The 22,038-nt window shown below is 39.4% G+C and carries 22 protein-coding genes; 19 read left to right on the top strand and 3 right to left on the bottom strand.

Annotated elements, in window-relative coordinates; genetic code table 11:
* Window positions 1-239: 239 nt before the first annotated feature.
* Together dnaN and dnaA are read right to left on the bottom strand one after the other, a co-directional pair.
* Window positions 240-1,382 (bottom strand): DNA polymerase III subunit beta, encoded by a 1,143-nt coding sequence (gene dnaN, locus J2S78_RS00170; RefSeq protein WP_306895151.1) that lies wholly within the window; start codon window positions 1,380-1,382, stop codon window positions 240-242.
* A 155-nt stretch (window positions 1,383-1,537) separates the two neighbouring features.
* Window positions 1,538-2,890 carry a chromosomal replication initiator protein DnaA gene (dnaA, locus tag J2S78_RS00175; protein ID WP_306895153.1) on the bottom strand — a complete coding sequence of 451 codons (1,353 nt, stop codon included), beginning with the start codon at window positions 2,888-2,890 and terminating at the stop codon, window positions 1,538-1,540.
* A gap of 606 nt (window positions 2,891-3,496) precedes the next feature.
* Here dnaA and rpmH point away from each other — a divergent pair.
* The 10 genes from rpmH to J2S78_RS00225 all read left to right on the top strand — a co-directional run bounded on the left by rpmH (window position 3,497) and on the right by J2S78_RS00225 (window position 13,069).
* Window positions 3,497-3,634, top strand: a complete 138-nt coding sequence (gene rpmH / locus J2S78_RS00180) for a 50S ribosomal protein L34 (protein WP_125561845.1) — start codon at window positions 3,497-3,499, stop codon at window positions 3,632-3,634.
* 142 nt (window positions 3,635-3,776) lie between these two features.
* Window positions 3,777-4,142: a ribonuclease P protein component gene (gene rnpA / locus J2S78_RS00185; RefSeq protein WP_306895157.1), complete on the top strand. Its 366-nt coding sequence runs from the start codon at window positions 3,777-3,779 to the stop codon at window positions 4,140-4,142.
* A 126-nt stretch (window positions 4,143-4,268) separates the two neighbouring features.
* A complete protein-coding gene (spoIIIJ, locus tag J2S78_RS00190; protein ID WP_306895159.1) occupies window positions 4,269-5,045 on the top strand; it encodes a YidC family membrane integrase SpoIIIJ in 777 nt (258 codons plus the stop codon).
* On the top strand, window positions 5,042-5,662 hold the full coding sequence (gene jag, locus J2S78_RS00195; protein WP_306895161.1) for an RNA-binding cell elongation regulator Jag/EloR: 621 nt from the start codon (window positions 5,042-5,044) through the stop codon (window positions 5,660-5,662). The genes spoIIIJ and jag overlap by 4 nt, the downstream gene beginning before the upstream one ends.
* A 572-nt stretch (window positions 5,663-6,234) precedes the next feature.
* The gene (gene mnmE, locus J2S78_RS00200; protein WP_306895163.1) at window positions 6,235-7,614 is read left to right on the top strand and encodes a tRNA uridine-5-carboxymethylaminomethyl(34) synthesis GTPase MnmE; all 1,380 of its coding nucleotides are present in this window, start codon (window positions 6,235-6,237) and stop codon (window positions 7,612-7,614) included.
* Between the two features lie 16 nt (window positions 7,615-7,630).
* Window positions 7,631-9,520, top strand: coding sequence for a tRNA uridine-5-carboxymethylaminomethyl(34) synthesis enzyme MnmG (mnmG, locus tag J2S78_RS00205; protein ID WP_306895165.1), 1,890 nt, complete (start codon window positions 7,631-7,633; stop codon window positions 9,518-9,520).
* Window positions 9,521-9,594: 74 nt separating this feature from the next.
* On the top strand, window positions 9,595-10,311 hold the full coding sequence (rsmG, locus tag J2S78_RS00210; protein ID WP_306895167.1) for a 16S rRNA (guanine(527)-N(7))-methyltransferase RsmG: 717 nt from the start codon (window positions 9,595-9,597) through the stop codon (window positions 10,309-10,311).
* A gap of 139 nt (window positions 10,312-10,450) precedes the next feature.
* Entirely contained in the window at window positions 10,451-11,296 is an 846-nt protein-coding gene (noc, locus tag J2S78_RS00215) for a nucleoid occlusion protein (RefSeq protein WP_306895169.1), read from the top strand.
* Window positions 11,297-11,454: 158 nt separating this feature from the next.
* On the top strand, window positions 11,455-12,216 hold the full coding sequence (locus tag J2S78_RS00220; RefSeq protein ID WP_306895170.1) for a ParA family protein: 762 nt from the start codon (window positions 11,455-11,457) through the stop codon (window positions 12,214-12,216).
* Entirely contained in the window at window positions 12,209-13,069 is an 861-nt protein-coding gene (locus tag J2S78_RS00225) for a ParB/RepB/Spo0J family partition protein (RefSeq protein WP_306895172.1), read from the top strand. Before J2S78_RS00220 ends, J2S78_RS00225 begins: the two co-directional genes overlap by 8 nt.
* A gap of 63 nt (window positions 13,070-13,132) precedes the next feature.
* Here J2S78_RS00225 and yyaC read toward each other — a convergent pair whose 3' ends face one another.
* Complete coding sequence (gene yyaC / locus J2S78_RS00230) at window positions 13,133-13,807, bottom strand: spore protease YyaC (protein ID WP_306895174.1); 675 nt, start codon at window positions 13,805-13,807, stop codon at window positions 13,133-13,135.
* 103 nt (window positions 13,808-13,910) lie between these two features.
* On the opposite strand from yyaC, the gene J2S78_RS00235 reads away from it, so the two are divergent.
* From J2S78_RS00235 to rplI, 9 genes are all read left to right on the top strand, one after another.
* Window positions 13,911-14,924, top strand: coding sequence for a YkvI family membrane protein (locus J2S78_RS00235; RefSeq protein ID WP_306895176.1), 1,014 nt, complete (start codon window positions 13,911-13,913; stop codon window positions 14,922-14,924).
* 185 nt (window positions 14,925-15,109) lie between these two features.
* A complete protein-coding gene (locus tag J2S78_RS00240; protein WP_306895178.1) occupies window positions 15,110-15,310 on the top strand; it encodes a DUF951 domain-containing protein in 201 nt (66 codons plus the stop codon).
* 335 nt (window positions 15,311-15,645) lie between these two features.
* Window positions 15,646-16,746 (top strand): redox-regulated ATPase YchF, encoded by a 1,101-nt coding sequence (gene ychF / locus J2S78_RS00245; RefSeq protein WP_306895180.1) that lies wholly within the window; start codon window positions 15,646-15,648, stop codon window positions 16,744-16,746.
* 232 nt (window positions 16,747-16,978) lie between these two features.
* Window positions 16,979-17,266, top strand: coding sequence for a 30S ribosomal protein S6 (gene rpsF, locus J2S78_RS00250; protein WP_306895182.1), 288 nt, complete (start codon window positions 16,979-16,981; stop codon window positions 17,264-17,266).
* Window positions 17,267-17,292: 26 nt separating this feature from the next.
* Entirely contained in the window at window positions 17,293-17,784 is a 492-nt protein-coding gene (ssb, locus tag J2S78_RS00255) for a single-stranded DNA-binding protein (RefSeq protein WP_306895184.1), read from the top strand.
* Window positions 17,785-17,856: 72 nt separating this feature from the next.
* Entirely contained in the window at window positions 17,857-18,084 is a 228-nt protein-coding gene (gene rpsR, locus J2S78_RS00260) for a 30S ribosomal protein S18 (RefSeq protein WP_306895186.1), read from the top strand.
* A gap of 496 nt (window positions 18,085-18,580) precedes the next feature.
* Window positions 18,581-19,519: a YybS family protein gene (locus tag J2S78_RS00265; RefSeq protein WP_306895188.1), complete on the top strand. Its 939-nt coding sequence runs from the start codon at window positions 18,581-18,583 to the stop codon at window positions 19,517-19,519.
* A gap of 11 nt (window positions 19,520-19,530) precedes the next feature.
* Complete coding sequence (locus tag J2S78_RS00270; RefSeq protein WP_306895190.1) at window positions 19,531-21,501, top strand: DHH family phosphoesterase; 1,971 nt, start codon at window positions 19,531-19,533, stop codon at window positions 21,499-21,501.
* Window positions 21,498-21,941: a 50S ribosomal protein L9 gene (rplI, locus tag J2S78_RS00275; RefSeq protein WP_306895191.1), complete on the top strand. Its 444-nt coding sequence runs from the start codon at window positions 21,498-21,500 to the stop codon at window positions 21,939-21,941. Before J2S78_RS00270 ends, rplI begins: the two co-directional genes overlap by 4 nt.
* Window positions 21,942-22,038: the final 97 nt, after the last annotated feature.

Consider the following 22,038-nt stretch of genomic DNA (forward strand, 5'->3'; position numbering starts at 1 on the left):
CAGTGGATTTTCAGAAATATTGTGCTGGTTAGGCGGGTTCTATGATTTAAGCCGACATTTATTTAATTATATTGTTGTTAATATCTTCGAACATATTATGGACACACTTTCTATTTTACTAAACTATATGGATATCGCCAATAGGAACAGAAAAGAAAACCGTTATAAATGCATATATCCTATAAAAAACCCCCGGGTATCTCGAACCCGGAGGCTAGTATCGTTGAAAAAATTTTCGTTTAATACGTTCGCACTGGAGAAAATAAATGGAGCATTTGGTTATGATCTCCTGGTCTAATCACAAACGGACTCATGGCTCCAGTAAAAGTGATATGCACAAACTCACTATCAATAACCTTTAATGCATCGATAATATTTTTACCGTTAAACGATATTCTTAAGTCTTCTCCCTCCAACGATTGACACGTTATTTTCTCTGTTACTTTTCCAACTTCTGCTGATACCGAATTAATTTCAATAACTGAACCTTCCAACGTCTTGAAATTAATTACATTATTCTTTGCTTCTTTTGATAATAACAAAGCTCTTTCTAAAGAATGTAATAAATCTTTTGTTGAAAGTTCCATCGTCGTTTTGGATTGTTCTGGGATCATATTGTTTGTTACCGGATATTTACCGTCTAACAATCTCGAGAAAAATAACAAGTGTTTAAATTTAAATAAAACTTGACTGTCCGTTACAACAATTTGTACGTGGTCATTTGTATCTTCAAGAATTTGCCTTAACTCACTCAAACTTTTTCCTGGAATGACCACATTTGATATAGATAGCTCATCGTTGTCTGTTTCTGTTGCGACCGTCCGCATGGCAAGGCGGTGACTATCTGTTGCAGTACAGGTTAACTGCTCTTTGTCGTTCTCAAAGTTTACACCTGTCAAGACGGGGCGTGTTTCCTGAGTGGACACCGCAAAGACAGTTTGGCGGATCATATCTTTTAATAGGTTTTGTGGTAAAGAAAAGGTTTGATTTTCTTCTAGCTTTGGTAAACGCGGATATTCTTCCGGGTCCAAACCATTTAGATTAAACACAACAGATCCAGAACGCAGCGTTGTCGCAAATTGATCTTGAACGGAGATTTCAATTTCATCACCAGGTAGTTTTTTTACAATATCAGCAAAAAATCTTGCCTGGAGTACAATACTGCCGGTTTCTTTTATATCTACGTATTCATTTTCTTCATCGGTTTTAGGTATAAATGATTCAATCGAAATGTCTGAATCACTCCCTGTTAATGTTACCCCTTCTGATGAAGTGTCTATTTTTATGCCTGTCAGAATGGGGATTGTTGTCCTTGAAGATACAGCTTTATTAACGTGCTGCACACTATGAACAAATTGTTCGCGTTGAATGACAAAATGCATACGTCATCTCCCTTTATATATATTATATTATTAATAATTAATAGTAGTAATAGTAGTAGGCTATGTGCAAACTGTGGATAAATATAAATTAAGCCGATTGTCACGGGTTATCAACATGTGGAAAACCTGTGTATAAATATTACCAGTTCTACACATCATGTTTTTAACTTGTCGATAACATTTTGTAAGTTTTTTTGTAATTCTGTGTCGGTATTCAACATTGTAGTAATCTTTTCATGGGCATGAATAACGGTCGTATGATCTCTTCCGCCAAATTCATCACCAATTTTAGGGAGGGATGATTCTGTCATTTCTCTAGATAGATACATAGCGACCTGTCTTGCAAATGCAATAGTTTTTGTTCGTTTCTTTGCTTTTAATTCTTGAATTTGAACGTTGAACTGCTCAGATACAGTTTTTTGAATATCTGCTATCGTGACTTTTTTAGGTTTAGAGCTTGGAATGATATCTTTAAGAGCTTCTGCTGCAAGATCGGCATTCATATCTTGGTTAATAAGAGAAGAATAAGCAACAACTCTGATTAAAGCACCTTCTAACTCCCGAATATTTGTGTCTATTTGATTGGCAATATAAAGCATGACTTCATTTGGAATATCCAATTTTTCAGCCTTTGCTTTTTTGCGTAAAATAGCAATTCTAGTCTCGAGATCCGGTGGCGTAATGTCAGTAATAAGTCCCCATTCGAATCTAGAACGAAGTCTATCTTCAAGGGTTGGTATTTCCTTAGGAGGCCGATCACTAGAGATAACGATTTGTTTGCTTTCTTCGTGTAAAGCATTGAACGTATGAAAAAATTCTTCTTGTGTTTGTTCTTTTCCTGCTAAAAACTGAATATCATCAATTAACAATACATCTACGCTTCGATATTTATTGCGAAAATTAACAGCTTTGTTGTCTCGAATAGAATTAATGAATTCATTTGTAAATTTTTCAGAAGAAAGATAAACAACCCGTGCTTCAGGGTTATGATCAATCACATAATGACCAATCGCATGCATTAAGTGAGTCTTGCCAAGACCTACTCCCCCATAAATGAAAAGTGGATTGTATGCTTTGGCTGGTGCTTCTGCAACAGCTAATGAAGCAGCATGAGCAAAACGGTTACCTGACCCAATGACAAACGTATTAAAAGAATATTTATCATTCAACATACTTTTGGGAATATCATCGGATTGATTCTCCGATGGAACCGGAGTCTTTTTTACTTCTTGTTCTACAGAAATATCGTTTTGTTCCTCTGTGTCAGGAATAATAAATTTAACATATAATTCTGCCCCTGTTATATCTTGCAATGTGTCAGATATAAGCGTGGAATAGCGGTTTTCAAGCCAGTCTCGTGCAAATTCATTGGGGGCTGTAATGATAATGGTATCGTCTTGAAGTTCTGTGGCTTTGGTTGATTTGAGCCACGTTTCAAAGCTAGGTTTGCTTACTTTTTTTTGTATAACCGATAGGGTTTGATTCCATAAATCCGTAATGTTTTCCATGATTATTCCCTCCTTTTCCTAAGCCTCCCTGGTATGAACATAAAAGGCAAGAAAGGCCTCCAACTCTCTTGATATGCAGATGGAAGCCTTCACAGTGATAACACATGTGTTTAGTTTTTTATAATGGGAACGACTTGTTTTTCCCAACAAATTTTGTGCATAAATGTCGAATAAACTATAATATAGTAAAAATACGGCTTATGCACATTGTTCACAACATTGTGTATAAATATATCCACTCCTTGTGGAATCTTATCCACACCCCTATCAACATGTGTGGATAAAGGACAACCTATAATTAGTTATCCAGAGTAAAAACAAATATATCATATCAAAAATAAATACTGAAGACAACGGCTTTTGAAAAGGTTATCCACACAATCAATACCTTGTGCAAAAGAATTATCAACACCACTAGATTATGTGTGTAAGTTGTAGATAACATTGTCGAAAATTGTTGCTGTTCCCGTTAATAGTTATCCACATGTTAAAAACGAGTTGTGTTTAAAATCGCACAGGAGACGAGGTTGACAAAAAGAAGGCATCCTCTATATAATTTACGGGAATGTCCATGAAAAGATATTCCTCGAAGGAGGTGCAGATAAAATGGGTAAACCAACATTTACGCCTAATAATCGTAAACGGAAAAAGGTACATGGTTTTCGTGAGCGTATGAGTACAAAAAATGGTCGTCAGGTTCTTAAGAGCCGCCGCCGTAAAGGAAGAAAAGTAATATCTGCTTAAGACCACTGCTCTAACAGTGGTCTTTTTTCCACTGTGGGGCGTATAAAAGTAATTGGTATAATAAAGAATGTTACGGTAAAACTTTGTTGAAAAACGAAGTTTTATATTTACATACAGACGGATAGGGAATGGAGGGCCTGGGTTGGAGAAAAAGTATAAGATAAAGAAAAATCACGAGTTCAGCCGTGTTTTTGAGAAAGGCAAATCGTCGGCCAATCGCCAATTTGTTATTTATGTGCTGAATAAACCAGAGCAATCTCATTTTCGCGCAGGCCTGACCGTTAGTAAAAAGATGGGGAATGCGGTGACTAGAAACCGTATTAAACGTTTATTAAGAGAAGTAATAAGAGAGATGAGCGACCAGCTGCAAGAAGGAAAGGATTACATTGTTATAGCGAGGAAGCCAGTTACGCAGATGAATTATGAAGAAATTAAAAAGAGCATGAAACACGTTATGAACGTAGCTGGAGTACTAAAAAAACATAAAAAGCCTTATAAACAAAAATGATTCCTTTATTTCTTCCTCACTCTCCGCTAAAATAAATAAGGGTTACTTCAAAATGTGTCAGCGTTATCATACGCTTAACATGAACAAATAATGTAACGGTTAAACTTTTCCAAGGAGGAAACTCTTGTGCACAAGAAAATAGGCTTAACGGTAATGCTCTTTGTCATAATGCTGTTAATGACAGGATGTATGGATATTGAACAACCAATCACAGAAGACAGTGAGGGGATTTGGAACTCTATATTTGTTTATCCTCTTTCGTGGTTAATTATAAAGATAGCAGAAGCCACGGGAGAAGATTATGGTCTGGCTATTATTATTGTAACGGTTATTTTGAGAACAGCGATTTTACCGTTAATGATTAAGCAGACAAAAAGTACGCGCGCTATGCAGGAAATTCAGCCGGAAATGCAGAAGTTAAGAGAAAAGTACAGTGCGAAAGATCAACAGACGCAGCAAAAACTTCAGAAAGAAACAATGGAGTTATTCCAGCAGCATAAAATCAATCCGTTGGCGGGATGTTTGCCGATATTCATCCAAATGCCGATTTTGATTGCTTTTTATCACGCCATTATGCGTACCGAAGCGATCGGTAATCATAACTTTCTATGGTTTCAATTGGGAGAACCCGATTATATACTGCCATTGATTGCTGGTATCACAACGTTTGTTCAGCAAAAAATGATGATGGTTTCCGACAATCCTCAAATGAAAATTTTGATGTACATGATGCCATTTATGATTACAGGTTTTGCGTTCTTTTTCCCTTCTGCCCTTGCCTTATATTGGGTAGTAGGTAACTTATTCATGATTATTCAGACGTATTTTATTACGGGACCCGGAGCAAGACGAAGAGCAGATGCGAAAGCAGAAGCCAAATCGGGGGGAGAGAATAAAAAGTGAAAACAGTAAAGGTTTCGGGAAAAACGGTGGAAGCAGCGATAACAAAAGCGTTAGACGAATTGAATGCAACAACAAAAGAAGATATTGATTTTAAGGTAGTCGAAGAGCCGTCGAAAGGCTTTTTGGGGATAATTGGCTCAAGAGAAGCGGTTTTGGAAGCATCATTAAAGATAGACCCAGTAGCAGAAGGATTGCATTTTCTTCAACAAGTCATCGCCGATATGGGTGTCAATGTTGAAGTGAAAACCCAAGAAACAGGGAAAGAAACAATACTATCATTAACTGGCGACGATTTGGGAGTAATGATAGGAAAACGTGGTAAAACGCTGGACTCTCTTCAATATCTTGTTAATTTAGCGGCAAATCGCTATACTGATCGGTATTATCGTATCATATTAGATGCAGAAGATTACCGAAAAAGACGCCGGGAAGCGTTAGAACAGTTGGCGGATCGGCTGGCTTTAAAAGCAAAACGGACTGGAGAAAAGGTCTTTTTAGAACCAATGGTTTCAAGGGAAAGAAAAATCATTCATGCTGCTCTTCAGAAAAATAATGATGTCCAAACGTATTCAGATGGGACAGACCCTCATCGTTATGTAGTTATCGCACCGAAATAAAATTTAATCGTTAACCGAAAACTTTACTTAAGAAAACACCTGCTGCGGCAGGTGTTTTTTTAGAGAATTAAAGCAGGCAGTGGTTTGAATGGCGCACGGCGGTTTGTCACTAGCAGATACGAAGAGTAGAGAAACTGGGCGACATTTAATCCGTTATTCGACTCGTTTTCCTCATTTTTAACCATGTATCGGACGTCTGTTCCGTTAATCGCATAAAAACCTTGAGTTCTGCCCCGTGAAACCGTCTTTAGCTGAACGGATGTCCGCGCACCCTTCCATTATTCCTTTTCCAACCAAGATAACGGAACAAATGTCCGTCCACTACCACAGGAAGTGGCTTCCACCATCCAGGGCGCTTGCACTTTTTATCATCCACCGCGGGAGGTTATTGGAAGTTTTTTTATTAAGTTGTGGACAAGTGACAACGGGTAGTATAATTGTTATGATGATTTAGTTATTAACATGTGCATAACTTGAATCCTTTCCCTGATAGGAGCTTTATGATATTCTATTATGTTAGGGAAACAAAAATATATACTTTAAAATAGATGAAAAGAAGGAGGGGGAGAAGGATGGAATTTGACACGATAGCAGCTATATCTACCCCTTCTGGAGAGGGTGCTATTGCCATCGTTCGACTTAGTGGAGATGATGCTTTGTCGATTGCAGATATAATGTATAAAGGGAAACAGCAGTTGGCCAATGTTGATACGCATACGATTCATTATGGTCATATCCAAAACCCGGAAACAGAAGAAACAGTCGAAGAGGTCATGGTTTCTGTCCTTCGTGCCCCTAAAACATTTACCCGGGAAGACGTTGTTGAGATTAATTGTCATGGAGGCTTAGTGTCAGTCAATAAAGTACTGGATCTTGTTCTTAGTCAAGGTGCGAGACTGGCAGAACCAGGTGAGTTCACGAAGCGGGCTTTTCTCAATGGTCGTATCGACCTATCGCAAGCTGAAGGCGTTATGGATTTGATCCGTGCGAAAACAGACCGGGCAATGAATGTGGCCATGAAACAAATGGAAGGGCGGCTTTCTGAGAGAATTCGGCGTTTACGCCAACAACTTCTGGAAACAGTTGCGAATGTCGAGGTTAATATCGATTATCCAGAATATGATGATGCAGAAACGATGACCCTCGATACGTTGACGGAACGAGCTGGTAGTGTTCGGGATGAAATAGATAATCTTCTGGAAACTGCGAAACAAGGGAAAATTCTTCGAGAAGGCTTAGCAACAGCGATCATTGGACGTCCCAATGTCGGAAAATCGTCGCTAATGAACAGTCTTGTTCATGAAAATAAAGCAATCGTGACAGAAGTTCCCGGTACGACACGGGATGTGCTTGAGGAATATGTTAACATTCGCGGGGTGCCGCTTCGCTTAATTGATACAGCAGGAATAAGAGAAACGGAAGATATCGTAGAAAAAATCGGGGTAGAACGCTCCCGTCAAGTATTGGATGAAGCCGAACTTATTCTCTTGGTCATTAATAGTGCTGAAGAACTAACAAAGGAAGATGAAGCGCTCTTTCAAGCCATTGAAGATATGAATGCGGTTATTATATTAAATAAAACAGATTTGAATAGAGAAGTGGAAGTAGACAGAATAAAGGAATTGGCTTCAGGACGGCCGATTATCCAAGCTTCTTTATTGCAAGATGAAGGAATTGATGAGCTAGAAAAAAGTATTTCTCATCTGTTTTTTGAAGAAGGTGTAGAAACAGCGGATTTAAGTTATTTATCCAATGCCCGCCACATCGGTTTATTAAATCAAGCGAAACGTTCTGTTAATGACGCTTTAGAAGCAGCCGAAATGGAAGTGCCGGTAGATATGATTCAGATTGATATTACGAGAGCTTGGGAACAATTAGGAGAAATTGTTGGTGACAATGTTCATGAAAGCCTGATTGATCAATTGTTTTCTCAGTTCTGTTTAGGAAAATAAAAAGGAGGTTAAACACATGCAATACGAAGGCGGAGATTATGACGTTATTGTCGTTGGCGCTGGACACGCAGGAGTGGAAGCTGGATTAGCAGCTGCTCGAATGGGTTCGAAAACGTTGATGTTAACACTGAATTTAGATTCTGTAGCGTTTATGCCTTGTAACCCGTCTGTAGGCGGCCCGGCAAAAGGAATTGTTGTGCGGGAAATTGATGCGCTAGGCGGGGAAATGGCGAGAAATATTGATAAGACCCATATTCAAATGCGGATGCTAAATACAAGAAAAGGCCCTGCCGTTCGAGCTTTAAGAGCGCAAGCAGATAAGTTTTTGTATCAAAATGAAATGAAAAATACGTTGGAAGAAGAAGAAAATCTTGTTCTGCGTCAAGGATTAGTAGAAGAATTGATTGTAGAGGACGGCGTTTGTAAAGGTATTATCACTAATACAGGTGCCGCTTATCGCGGAAAAACGGTGGTTGTGACGACAGGAACGTATTTACGCGGAAAAATTATTCTAGGGGATCTCGCGTATGAGAGCGGCCCAAACAACATGCAGCCGTCGATTAATCTTTCCCACAGCCTCCAATCCCTTGGATTTGAAATGGAAAGGTTTAAAACAGGTACACCGCCACGTGTGAACGGAAACAGCATTGATTATGATCAAACAGAAGAACAGCCGGGAGACGAAAAACCACGGGCTTTCTCTTATGAAACGACAAAATATATCACCGATCAATTGCCGTGCTGGCTTACGTATACAGGAGAAGATACTCATTCGCTAATTAATGATAATTTAACTCGTTCTCCTATGTATTCTGGAATGATCGAAGGAACAGGCCCACGCTATTGTCCTTCGATTGAAGATAAAATTGTACGTTTCCATGATAAACCAAAACATCAAATATTTCTTGAACCAGAAGGTAGAAATACTTCGGAAGTGTATGTCCAAGGTTTATCGACGAGTCTTCCCGAAGATGTGCAGTTTAAAATGCTTAAAACCATTCCAGGTCTTGAAAATGTGCGGATGATGCGTCCGGGGTATGCTATAGAATATGATGCAATTGTTCCAACTCAGCTTTGGCCGACGTTGGAAACGAAGAAAGTAGAAAACCTGTTTACTGCGGGTCAAATTAACGGAACGTCTGGTTACGAAGAAGCAGCTGGTCAAGGAATTATGGCTGGAATAAATGCTGCTCGTAAAGCACAAAACAAAGAGGGCGTCATCTTAAATCGCTCGGATGCCTATATCGGAGTATTGATTGATGACCTCGTTACAAAAGGAACAGATGAACCTTATCGTTTGCTAACATCTCGTGCGGAATATCGTTTGCTACTCCGTCACGATAATGCTGATTTGCGTCTAACGGAGATAGGACACGATATCGGCATTGTTAAAGAGGATCGCTATGAGCGATTCACTCGTAAAAAAGAATCGATCGCTAAAGAAAAAGAACGATTGGAAAATACCATTATTAAACCTAGTGATGAGTTGCAGCAAATGCTCGAGTCAAAAGAATCTTCTCCGATGAAAGAAGCTGTATCAGCGGCCCATCTGTTGAAACGACCTGAATTAGGATATGATGATGTTATTCCATTTGCTCCTGGTGGTGCATCTGTTTCGCCTGATGTTGGGGAACAAGTAGAAATTCAAACGAAATATGAAGGATATATTGCAAAACAACTAGAACAAGTAGAACGTATGGAAAAAATGGAAGAAAAGAAGATACCTCAAAATATTGATTATACGCAGATTTCCGGTTTGGCAAGTGAAGCGATACAAAAGCTATCCGAGGTAAAGCCGATTTCGGTAGGGCAAGCTTCCCGGGTTTCCGGAGTGAATCCTTCTGATATTTCCATTTTACTAGTGTATATCGAGCAGGGAAAATTGGCAAAAACAGCAGAAGCATAAATGTTAATTACGACAGCTCCAGGTTTATTCTTTCTGGAGCTGTTTTCATACTTATAAAAAAAGGTGGTTAAGTAATGAAGGACCATCCATTTGAGGACTGGCTTCATCATCAAGGGATACATTTGACAGAGAAGCAGTCTTATCAATTTGATTTATATTATAGAATGTTGGTAGATTGGAATAAGAAAGTGAACTTAACGAGTTTGACCGACAGAGACGATGTATATGAGAAACATTTTTACGACTCCTTGAGCGCTACTTTTTTTCACGATTTTCAAAAAGATAATTCTATTATTGATATAGGGGCAGGCGCAGGTTTTCCAAGCCTTCCGATAAAAATTTGTTATCCTCATTTACATATTGTTATTGTAGATTCTTTGAAAAAAAGAATTGCTTTTTTGGAAAGCCTTGTCGAGGAACTGAACGTAGATAACGTTTCGTTTGTCCACGGACGCGCCGAAGACGTTGCACACGATACTTCTCACCGTGAGCAATATGATATCGCGATTGCTCGTGCCGTCGCAAAAATGCCGGTACTTACGGAGCTCTGTTTACCTTTTGTGAAAAAAGACGGAGTTTTTATGGCATTAAAAGGATCGAATGGCATAAACGAAAAAAAAGAAGCGGGAAAAGCGTGCCGAACAATTGGCGGAAGATGGCTTTCTCCTCATGCCTTAACACTTCCAAATGAAGAAAGTGAACGGTATATTCTAACGATGGAAAAAGTAGACGCAACCCCTCGAAAATATCCTAGAAAAGCAGGGACTCCCGCAAAAAAACCTCTTTTATAGGCTTGTAGTGGACACTCGATATAAGCATGGTAAAATAGAATGAGATAAAAGAAAGAATGAGGATATTTGAAGGTATGTTATCCTATTTTACAGAACGTATATAGATAGATTGTAGTTTCTAGTAAGGTGGTGTCAGGCAATGAAGCAATCGCTTCAAAAATGGTTTGGTCTGGGGGATCAACAAGAAGGCCAAGAAGAAAATGACGTTTATTTGGAAGACGAAATCAAGCATCTGCCTATTGAAAAAATAACGGCCAATCCATTTCAACCGCGGACTATTTTCCAAGAGGAAAAGATTGCGGAGCTTGCACAATCAATTCGTACTCACGGGCTTTTGCAGCCTATTACTGTGCGCGAAAGGGAAGGGTCTTTTGAGATTATAGCTGGAGAACGTCGCTGGCGTGCAGTATTAAGTTTAGGCATGAAAGAGATTCCGGCAATTATTAAAAATTTTAATGATACACAAACAGCTTCGGTGGCTCTGATTGAAAACCTTCAGAGAGAAGAGTTAACAGCTATTGAGGAAGCATCCGCTTATTCGAAATTGTTGGAACTGCACGGACTCACTCAGGAAAGCTTAGCGCAGCGATTAGGGAAGGGCCAGTCAACTGTTGCCAATAAATTAAGACTATTATATTTAAACGAAACGACCCAGCAAGCATTGAAGGATAAACAAATAACAGAAAGACATGCTCGAGCGCTTCTCGCTGTAAAAGATACGGAAAAGCAAGAATTTATTTTACAAGAAGTATTGAAACGAGAGCTAAACGTAAAGCAGACAGAACAGCTAATTAAACATCATACAGAGGAAAAACCGAAAAAGCCTAAGCCAACCCGTAAACACTATTCGAAAGATACGCGTCTTGCGATGAATACGATTCGGCAATCTGTTGATATGGTGGAAAAAAGCGGCTTGAATATCGATACGGATGAAGAAGATCATGAAGATTATTATCAATTCACTATTCGGATACCGAAGAAATAATCTACCGGTGAAATGGTAGATTATTTTATACTTAAATGAAAACCCTTTGCAAAAGTCAGTCTAAAACGTGATAGAATAAAAAGCAGAGTTATGAAAGAAAGAGAATAAGTTACCATAGACAAAATAGATTGGGGATCTAGAAGAAAGTAGGTGTACCGATGGCAAAGGTCGTTGCTATCGCCAATCAAAAAGGCGGAGTAGGCAAAACCACGACAGCCGTGAATATTAGTGCTTGCTTGTCATACATAGGCAAAAAAGTTTTACTTGTTGATATTGATCCACAGGGAAATGCAACGAGCGGAGCTGGGATTGAAAAAGGCGATGTAGACGAATGTATTTATAACCTTCTTGTAGAAGACACCAGTGTGGAGAAGGTCATCCGTCCATCAAGTGTTGAAAACCTGGATGTAGTACCATCTACCATCCAGCTTTCTGGGGCAGAAATTGAATTAGTTTCGACTATTTCCAGGGAAATTAGGTTGAAAAAGGCTTTATCTGAAATGGATGATGAGTATGATTATATGATTATTGACTGTCCTCCATCTCTCGGTCTATTAACCATCAATGCACTAACTGCTTCAGACTCTGTATTAATTCCAGTGCAATGTGAGTATTATGCATTAGAAGGCTTGAGTCAACTTCTCAATACAATCAGGCTCGTCCAAAAACATTTAAACACAGACCTTGAAATTGAAGGAGTGCTGTTAACAATGTTGGACGCCCGCACAAATTTAGGTATTCAAGTGATTGAAGAAGTGAAAAAGTATTTTAGAGAAAAAGTATTTGAAACGATCATACCTAGAAATATAAGACTAGGAGAAGCCCCTAGTTACGGACTCCCGATTATTTTATATGATGCAAAATCCAAAGGTGCCCAAGTATATTTAGACTTAGCAAAGGAAGTGGTGACCGGTGGGTAAAGGATTAGGCCGAGGATTAAATGCTTTTTTTCCAGAAGAATCAAGCGCGGAAGAAAATCTAGTAGAAGATGTAAGAACAAAAGATTTACGTCCCAACCCCTATCAGCCGAGAAAATCATTCACCGAGGAAGCCATTGAAGAATTAAGAGATTCCATTATAGAGCATGGGATTCTCCAACCACTCATTGTGAGAAAAAGTATTAAGGGATATGAAATTGTTGTCGGAGAACGGCGTTTTCGAGCAGCTAAAGAAGCTGGTTTAGACACGGTGCCTGCAGTAGTGAAAGATCTAAGTGATGAAAAATTAATGGAAGTTGCCTTAATTGAAAACGTGCAACGTGAAAATTTGAACCCGCTAGAAGAAGCAAGAGCTTATGAAAAGCTGATGAAGTATTTGGATGTTACTCAAGATGAGCTATCGAAACGATTAGGGAAAAGCAGACCTCATATTGCAAATCATCTGCGCCTACTGCAACTTTCGTCTAATGTTCAAAAAAAGATTGCAAATAAGGATATTTCTATGGGGCACGGTCGCACGCTGCTTGGCTTAAAGGATAAGCAGAAAGCAGACGAAGTCGTGGATAAAATTGAAAAAGACTCGTTGAATGTCCGCCAAACAGAAGAAATGGTTCAGCAGTTGAACAATCAAGAAGTCCCGCAAACCAAGCATATAGAAAAAGAAAAACCTTCTGTATTTATTCAATCAAAAGAAGAAGAATTGCGTTCGTATTTTGGGACGTCTGTGTCTATAAAAAAAGGAAAGAAAAAAGGAAAGATAGAAATTGAATTCCTGACCGATGATGATTTGCAACGAATTTTGGAATTGTTGGACAATGAGTCAGCCCAAGAATAAGAAGAGAGTATGAAAGCCTGTCGTGAGCACCGTGCCATGACAGGCTTTTTGCTTGCGCTTTTCTTATTGCGGTGAGTTTTTTTGTAGGGATAAAGCGCTTTCTGTTTTGCAAGTACCTGTATTGTAAATAGTGCGTGGAGAGGAATTTGGCGGCGATACGGGTGGAACGGTAGGCGTCTTTAATTTTCTATCCGCTGTTGCCAGAGCTCTTGCTATTGACTCTGCCATAGCGATTACTAAATGAAGACGGGTGTTTTGTAATACAAAGTACTCCATCATTCCGCTAACATTTACTATGCCAGTAATATGCATATCGCCGACGTGGGGGAGCTTTTTTTTCATGGCTGCTCCTGGAATAACAGGTCCTTTGGAAAAGTTTATATTACCTACATTTTTAAGGCGGCCTAAACATGCGTCAATGGCTATGATAAAGGAATCAGGGTGACGTACATGTATTTCTTGTAAAGTCTCTTCCAAATTTACAGCGTGAACGGGATCTTTTAATGTGCCGTAAATAAACATTCGTTTCAGCATTCTTTTCTCCAAAGAGGATCCAATCAACGGACCAAGAGAGTCTCCAGTGGAGCGATCTGTTCCGATGCAAACGATAACGATATCCTGGTACATCGAAATCGATTGAAGCTGTTCTATCAATTGAGTTGAAAGATGATAAGAAGCATGTACGTCATCTACATGTACTTGAAAGGTAAAGGCGGTACCAGAGTTTTTTCCAAGCATATTCGTCTCTCCTTCTTCATATTAGTTCCAGTATAGGAACCATTTATTTATTCTATACATGGACCGGTCGTTGATATGAGTCTTATTAAAGGGAGAATTGTACATGATAGCTGATGGACTGAAGTGGATGTTCTTAATTATTGGTACTACAATAGGGGCCGGGTATGCATCAGGACGTGAAATTTGGCAGTTTTTTGGCCATGAAAGTGGACTAGCTATTGTTATATTTAGCTTTTTATTCATTATATGTTGTTACGTTGTACTGAACATAAGCTATCAAGAACAGACAGATGATTATTCCATGGTATTGTCCAAGCTTATGGGGCCACGGTTTGCAAAAGGATATGATTTGATTATTATTTTTTATTTATTTACGACAACGGGTATTATGATTGCTGGTGGAGGCGCAGCATTAGAATACTTTCATGTCCCGTTTTCGGTTGGAATTATTTCTATGTGTGTTCTCCTGCTTATCGTTGCGGTACGAGGCGTAGAGGGATTAACGGGCTTAAACAGTGTGCTAATACCAGTGTTAATTATAAGTTTGACTGTAACATTAATTGCCTTTTTTTGGACTCATGGTGGATTGGAAACAATAGATTGGAAAACACAAAGTAATTGGACATCCTCCTTTACCTTTACAGCACTAAATTTATTACCGCTTGTTGCTGTATTATCTGCAGCGGGCAAAAAAATTAAACATAAAGGTGAAATTTGGATTGCAAGCATTGGCAGTGGTCTTACTTTGGGTGGTGTATCGTTTTTATATAATGAGTCGTTGTTAGCAGCTGCTGAAGATATTATGCTGTATGAAATTCCTTTATTTGCTCTTTTGAAGACTTTTCCCAGCACCATTACGGCATTTATGGCAGTGTTATTATGGACAGCGATTTTTACTACAGCGGCGTCGGGGTTATTCGGCTTATCCAATCGACTTCGACACGTTTTCTCCGTTCGTCCTTGGTTTATGGCTCTATTTTTACTTTGTTTAATGATCCCTTTAACGGAATTCGGTTTTTCTAGACTTGTTTCCTTCTTATATCCTATATATGGAATGTTAAATTTGTATTTACTGGTCGTCGTAGTCATACATCCTTTTTTTCTAAAGCGAAGATAACGTCCCTTGTTCTACCTAATTGTGTATTACAAGACGTGACAAATGTAAGAAATCAGGAATCTGCACTATTTCCCGGGAAATGTTGAAAAAAGAAAATAAGCTGAGGATTGTCTCTTTTGATTAGATAGGATAGGATATTACATATATTCAGTTTCTTGTTAAGTGGTAGAAATGAGGTGTCTAGAATGGCGGATTTGCCTTTTTCATTAAACGATATTGTGGAGATGAAAAAATCGCATCCATGCGGTGAAAATCGCTGGAAAATTATTCGAATGGGTGCTGATATACGTATTAAGTGTCAAGGATGTGGACATAGTGTAATGCTTCCGCGCAGGGAATTTCGAAAAAAAATAAAAAAAATCATTGAGAAAGCGGAAGAAGCTTAGGTTGCAGAAGTTAACATGCACATTGTCACGTCTTCAGCACTTGTTTTATTAAATTGCAGATGCTTTTACGCTTTTCCCGTAAGATAGAAAATATATATTTTTGCGTCTTCCATGTTTAGCGCAAGCGCCCAGCCGATGGAGGTTTCTTCCCAGTCTCATTCGGACGTGCAGTTAGCCCTACACGTCCGATTCAGAACCTACCGCGGCTTTTAGGGCGCTTGTTTTTTGCCATGCTTCTCTCTATAATTGGGAATGGTGAAAAACGAAAGAGATATTTTTAATCTTTGAACTATTACCTTTTCTAACAGAAAATCTTAAAGGAAGTGAATGAAGACATGGCTTTAACTACTGGTATCGTTGGACTTCCCAACGTTGGGAAATCCACTTTATTTAATGCGATAACACAAGCGGGTGCGGAATCAGCAAACTATCCATTCTGTACGATTGACCCAAACGTTGGGATCGTAGAAGTTCCGGATCCACGCTTGGATAAATTAACTGACATGTTCCAACCAAAGAAAACAATCCCAACAGCATTCGAATTTACTGATATTGCGGGGATTGTAGAAGGAGCAAGTAAGGGAGAAGGGTTGGGGAATAAATTTCTATCCCATATCCGCCAGGTGGATGCGATTTCGCACGTTGTCCGCTGTTTTAATGATGGAGATATTACGCACGTTTCTGGAAGTGTTAATCCTATTCGGGATATTGAAGTGATTAACCTTGAACTAATACTGGCTGACTTAGAGACTGTCGAAAAACGAGTGGAAAAGGTTGCTAAGTTGGCTAAATCCAAAGATAAAGAAGCAATGGCTGAACATGAACTGCTTCAAAAACTGATCACTGCCTTTCAAGAAGAAAAACCAGCGCGGAGTCTTGATTTAACGGAAGATGAGTTGAAATTGATTCACGGCTTTCAATTATTGACGATGAAGCCGGTGTTGTATGCGGCAAATGTAAGTGAAGAGGATTTACTTGGTGATGAGGATAATGAATACGTCCAAGCCGTGAAAGATTATGCGGCCCAAGAAGGGTCTGAGGTTATTACTGTATGTGCGAAGATTGAATCCGAGATTGCAGAGTTAGAAGGAGAAGAAAAACAAGAATTTCTCGATGATCTCGGTATAGAAGAAGCCGGCCTTGATCAATTAATTCGTGCAGCCTATAACCTGCTCGGACTCGAAACCTTCTTCACGGCTGGAGAGCCGGAGGTTAGAGCATGGACGATTAGAAGTGGTATGAAAGCCCCGCAAGCTGCAGGTGTGATTCATACTGACTTTGAAAGAGGTTTTATTCGCGCAGAAGTGGTTAGTTATGATGATTTAATGGCTAACGGTTCAATGAATGCAGCAAAAGAAGCAGGAAAAGTAAGATTAGAAGGAAAAGAATATGTTGTAAAAGACGGTGACGTTATTCATTTTCGTTTCAATGTATAAAAATCATCTATATGAACCCCTAGTCTTGATAAATAAAGACGGGGTTTTTTCATGCTTTCAGAAAGAATAGGTTTCATCTGTATGTTTAAGAAAAAGAAGTGTCCAATAAAGATTGTCAATGATGATTGGTTCTGCTATAATCATAAGTTGCGAGTGAAATGTCTAGAATATATTTTGCTCCTTGCTCTTTATGAAAAAGAAGAGCCGTAAGACCAAAAGGAGGTGACGCAACGTGCGTAAATATGAGGTGCTTTATATCATTGCTCCAAGCGTTGATGAAGACGGTGTGAAACAAACAATCGAACGTTACAACAACGTGTTGACAAGCAGTGGAGCAGAGATAGAAAAAGTAGACGAAAAAGGAAAACGTCGTCTGGCATATGAGATTGATGACCTAAAAGATGGATACTACGTCGTAGTTTACATTAAGGCAGAGCCAGATACTACAAATGAATTTGAACGTCTAGTTAAGATGGATGATAACATCATTCGTCATCTTGTAGTTAGAGACGATGATTAATGACTAAATAATTGGGAGGGGTTCCAATGATAAATCGAGTTGTTTTGGTCGGCCGCCTGACCCGCGACCCCGAATTGCGGTATACGCCAAACGGTGTAGCTGTCGTTAACTTTGGGATTGCCGTTAACCGTCCGTTTACGAACCAGCAGGGAGAAAGAGAAGCCGATTTCTTTAACTGCGTAGCATGGAGAAAACAGGCGGAAAATGTTGCAAATTACTTGAAAAAAGGTAGTCAAGCCGGCATTGATGGCCGCTTACAAAGCCGTAGGTATGAAAACCAAGAAGGACGGCGTGTTACCGTTGTAGAAGTTCAGGCGGAAAGTGTCCAATTCTTGGAACCTCGTAATGCATCTGGTGGTTCGGGTAACCGCAATGACTTTGCTAATTCCCAGCCAGGGGGAGGAAGTTCCAATAGCGGCCAACAAGGTCAAGGCGGCGGTTCTTCCAACCTTAATGACGATCCATTTGCAAATGATGGTCAACAGGTTGACATTTCTGATGACGATTTACCATTTTAGAATAGGTCTCCCAATAATATCTTATAAACAATGACAAGGAAGCCAAGCTTTCTTAAAGGAGGTTGAAACTCGATGGCACGTCGCAGAGGTAAGAGAAGAAAAGTGTGTTACTTTACAGTCAATAAGATTGAAAAGATTGACTATAAAGACGTAGAACTTCTAAAAAAATTCATTTCTGAACGTGGTAAGATTTTGCCGCGTCGTGTGACTGGTACTTCCGCTAAGTATCAGCGTCGATTGACGAAAGCTATTAAACGTGCACGTCACGTTGCGCTGCTCCCATATGTTAAGGAACAGTAAAACTAGCTGTTAAAAACGTTTCCCGGTCGTTTCGGGAAACGTTTTTTTCTTATAAGATAAGAAAGTATGGAATTTCTGCTCTTTGGGGGAACCTGTTTGAATAGAAGAAGGGGCGCGATTTCTACGGGAGCGAAGCAGATCAAGGACGGAACAAATGTCCATCCACTGCGATTAGACATTCCTGTAATAAAGCAAAAGGAGCTTTCCAAGGTGGATGAATGATAACAAAACGAAAAGATTTTATGCGGTGGTTTTCCAAACTCCGTTTTTCTTATCCGTTCAGAAATAATAAGCTTGTATTGGTGCCAAGTATGAAAGGTTTGATTTTTGATACAAGTGACTGGTAAGCAAGTAGTCCCTGCCTGTATCAAGTGGGAACAGTATTCCTTCATCAATGATTTCTTTCTTTTTTCGAGAGAATAGATTACAATAGACGAATGGAATCTACATAGACTAAAAGTGAAATGAATGATAATAGACAGATGAGGTGACGTCATTGCAACATACGAGAAGGTTAACAGAAGGAGCCATTTTAAGCGGTATTTTTATTGTTATGTTGCTTCTTTCTGTTTTTGTCCCTTTTCTCGGTACTATTTTACTATTGTTTTTACCTCTGCCTTTCATTATTTTCGTTGTTAGATATGGTTGGAAGTCAGGACTGATTATGGCAGTGGTGACATTCCTGCTGTCCTTTCTTACAGGCACGCTTGTCGGACTGCCGTTTGTTTTGCTGGCTGCCGGTGGCGGGGTGACAGCTGGAGAACTTATGCGACGAAAAAAAGAAGCCTTGATGGTGTTTTCAGCAAGCAGTATAGCATATATAGGGGTGTTGGTATTTCTCTATGCCGGGTCTATTCTAATCCTTGATATCGATCCGTTGGCGTCTTTACAAGATGTAATGAGACAATCGACACAGCAGGCGGAGTCGATGCTTGAATCGTTAGGACAAGAAGCTTCGGAGGATATGGCAGTCTGGCAGGATATGATTAGTCAGATTGTAAAAATCGGTCCTTTGCTGATAGTGTTCACAGGGATTGGATTTGCCTTGCTTACACAACTTATCGCTCAATTTGTCCTCCGACGTTTGCAGATGGAAATAGAACCTTTTCCGCCGCTGCGAAAGTGGGATTTCCCCCGCTCTTTATTATGGTATTATCTTGTCGTTTCCATCATTTACTGGATCGGAGTGGAAGAAGGGACGGTAATGGATTTAGTGATGTGGAACCTGTTTCCTTTGTTGGAAGTAGCCATGGCTGTTCAAGGTTTTACGGTGGTATTCCATTATTGTTATATTAAATCTGTTCCTAAAATTTTTCCGGTTATTTTAATCATTTTTGGAATAGTTTCGCCCTTTGTTCTTCTGCTGGCTCGAATTTTGGGTATAATTGATTTAGGATTTCAATTGAAAAAGCGTCTGGAATCTGACACGAAGTAGGGGTTGACATTATGCCTGAGTTTTTAATGAAACGTTGGCACGGTTTTCACGTCATAGCATTATTTGTCGTTGCGGCTCTTTTTATAGGCTTATTGATGATGTATCAATGGGTACTTGGAGTGATTGGATTTGTATTGTTGGCATTAATGCTTATATACATTCTCCAAGCAAGAAAGTCATTTGAAAGAGATCTTGAAAAATATATTACAACATTAACTCATCGCGTGAATAAGGCAGGAGAGGAAGCTGTTACAAAACTGCCGATCGGGATTATTTTGTATGACCAAGATTATCAAGTTCAATGGGCGAACCCATTTATGATGAGTTATCTCCCTCGAGAGTTTCTGGGTGAGTCGTTAGATAAAATTGTAGACGGGTTAATTCCTGCCATTAAAAAAGGCGATACAGAAACAGAACTAACATTGAATGATAGACATTACACGATATATATTAGACAAGAGGAACGGTTACTGTACTTCTTTGACATGACAAACACAGCAGAGACCCAAGAGTTATATGAAGAAGAACAAACCGTTATCGGACTTGTTTACTTGGACAACTTTGATGAAGTGACACAGGGTATGGATGATCAAATCCGAAGCAAACTTATGAGTCACGTCACATCGTCTTTGAATGAATGGGCGAGTGAAAATCAAATATTAATGCGCAGTATTTCTTCTGATCGTTTCATTGCTGTTATGAATCATAGAGCTCTTCAGGACTTAGAAGATACTCGTTTTGAGATACTTGATAAAATAAGGGAAGTGACCGGGAAAGAAAAAGTCCCGATTACTCTCAGTATAGGTATTGGAAGTGGGGATTCTTCCCTTCGAGAACTTGGTAGCCTTGCTCAATCCAGTCTTGATCTTGCGTTAGGAAGAGGCGGGGATCAAGTAGCTATTAAGGAAACAAATGGGAAAGTCCGTTTTTACGGAGGAAAGTCCAATGCCATGGAAAAAAGAACCAGGGTTCGAGCTCGTGTGATTTCTCATGCTCTCCGCGATTTTGTGTTAGAAAGCGATCAAGTTATTATTATGGGACATAAGAATCCGGATATGGATGCGATCGGTGCAGCTATTGGCGTCTTGAAAGTAGCAGAAGTTAACAATACAGACGCTTATGTCGTCGTTGATCCTAGTGATATCAATCCTGACGTACAAAAACTTATGGAGGAAGTTGGGGATCATGATTACTTGTGGTCACAATTTATTACACCAGAGGAAGCGTTGGATGATTTAACCCGTCATACGTTATTAGTTGTCGTCGATACACACAAACCGTCCCTTGTCATAGAACCCCGCTTAGTAGATGCGGTAGATCGAGTAGTCGTGTTAGACCACCATCGCAGAGGCGAAGAGTTTATACAAGACCCTGTATTGGTCTATATGGAACCATATGCATCTTCAACAGCAGAATTAGTTACAGAACTGTTAGAGTATCAACCGAATAAGTTATCGATGGATGCGCTGGAGTCTACAGCGATGCTCGCAGGTATTATAGTGGACACGAAAAGTTTTGCCATTCGTACGGGCTCTCGAACCTTCGATGCTGCCTCGTTTTTAAAATCACACGGAGCCGATACAACCATGGTTCAAATGCTCTTAAAGGAGGATATTGATCAATACGTCCGAAGATCTCACTTAATAGAAAAAGCTTCTATTTATCGAGAGGGAATGGCCTTAGCAAAGGCCTCTAAAGAAGAAACGTATGATCAAATTCTTATAGCACAAGCAGCAGATACACTATTAACCATGAACGATGTGAAAGGTTCTTTTGTGATTTCAAAACGAGATGATGAAAAGATTAGCATAAGTGCCCGTTCTCTGGGCGAAGTGAATGTCCAAATTATTATGGAAGCCCTCAATGGAGGCGGACATTTGACCAATGCTGCGACACAGTTAGCGGATACAACATTAGAAGATGCGGAAGAAAAACTTAAAGAAGCCATTGATGACTACTTGGAAGGAGGAACAAAAGAATGAAAGTAATTTTTCAACAAGATGTAAAAGGAAAAGGGAAAAAAGGCGAACTTAAAGATGTTTCTGAAGGGTATGCCCGTAACTATCTTTTACCAAACAAGCTTGCGGTTGAGGCCACTGCTGGGAATGTGAAAAATTTAAAAGCAAAGCAGGAAAGTGACGCGAAAAAAGAACAGCAACAACTAGAAGATGCTAAAAAATTCAAAGAAGAACTTGAAAATACTAAAGTAGAAGTGAAAGCAAAAGCTGGAGAAGGCGGGCGTTTATTCGGAGCGGTATCCACTAAGCAGATTGCAGAAACCTTAAAAGAAATGGGAATGAAGGTCGATAAAAGGAAAATTGAATTGGATAACCCTATTCGCACACTAGGGGTAACAAAAACTCCAATAAAGGTTCATAAAGAAGTGACAGCTACAGTGGATGTGCATGTTGTAGAAGAGTAAAAACGATGTAAAGGTTGAAATCGGCTTATACCAACAGTGTTGGTGATAAGTCGGTTTTTCACTAAGAAGAATTATTATTGGAATAATTTAGTATGAG

This window comes from Salibacterium salarium (genome assembly GCF_030813635.1).
Lineage (GTDB): Bacteria > Bacillota > Bacilli > Bacillales > Marinococcaceae > Salibacterium > Salibacterium salarium.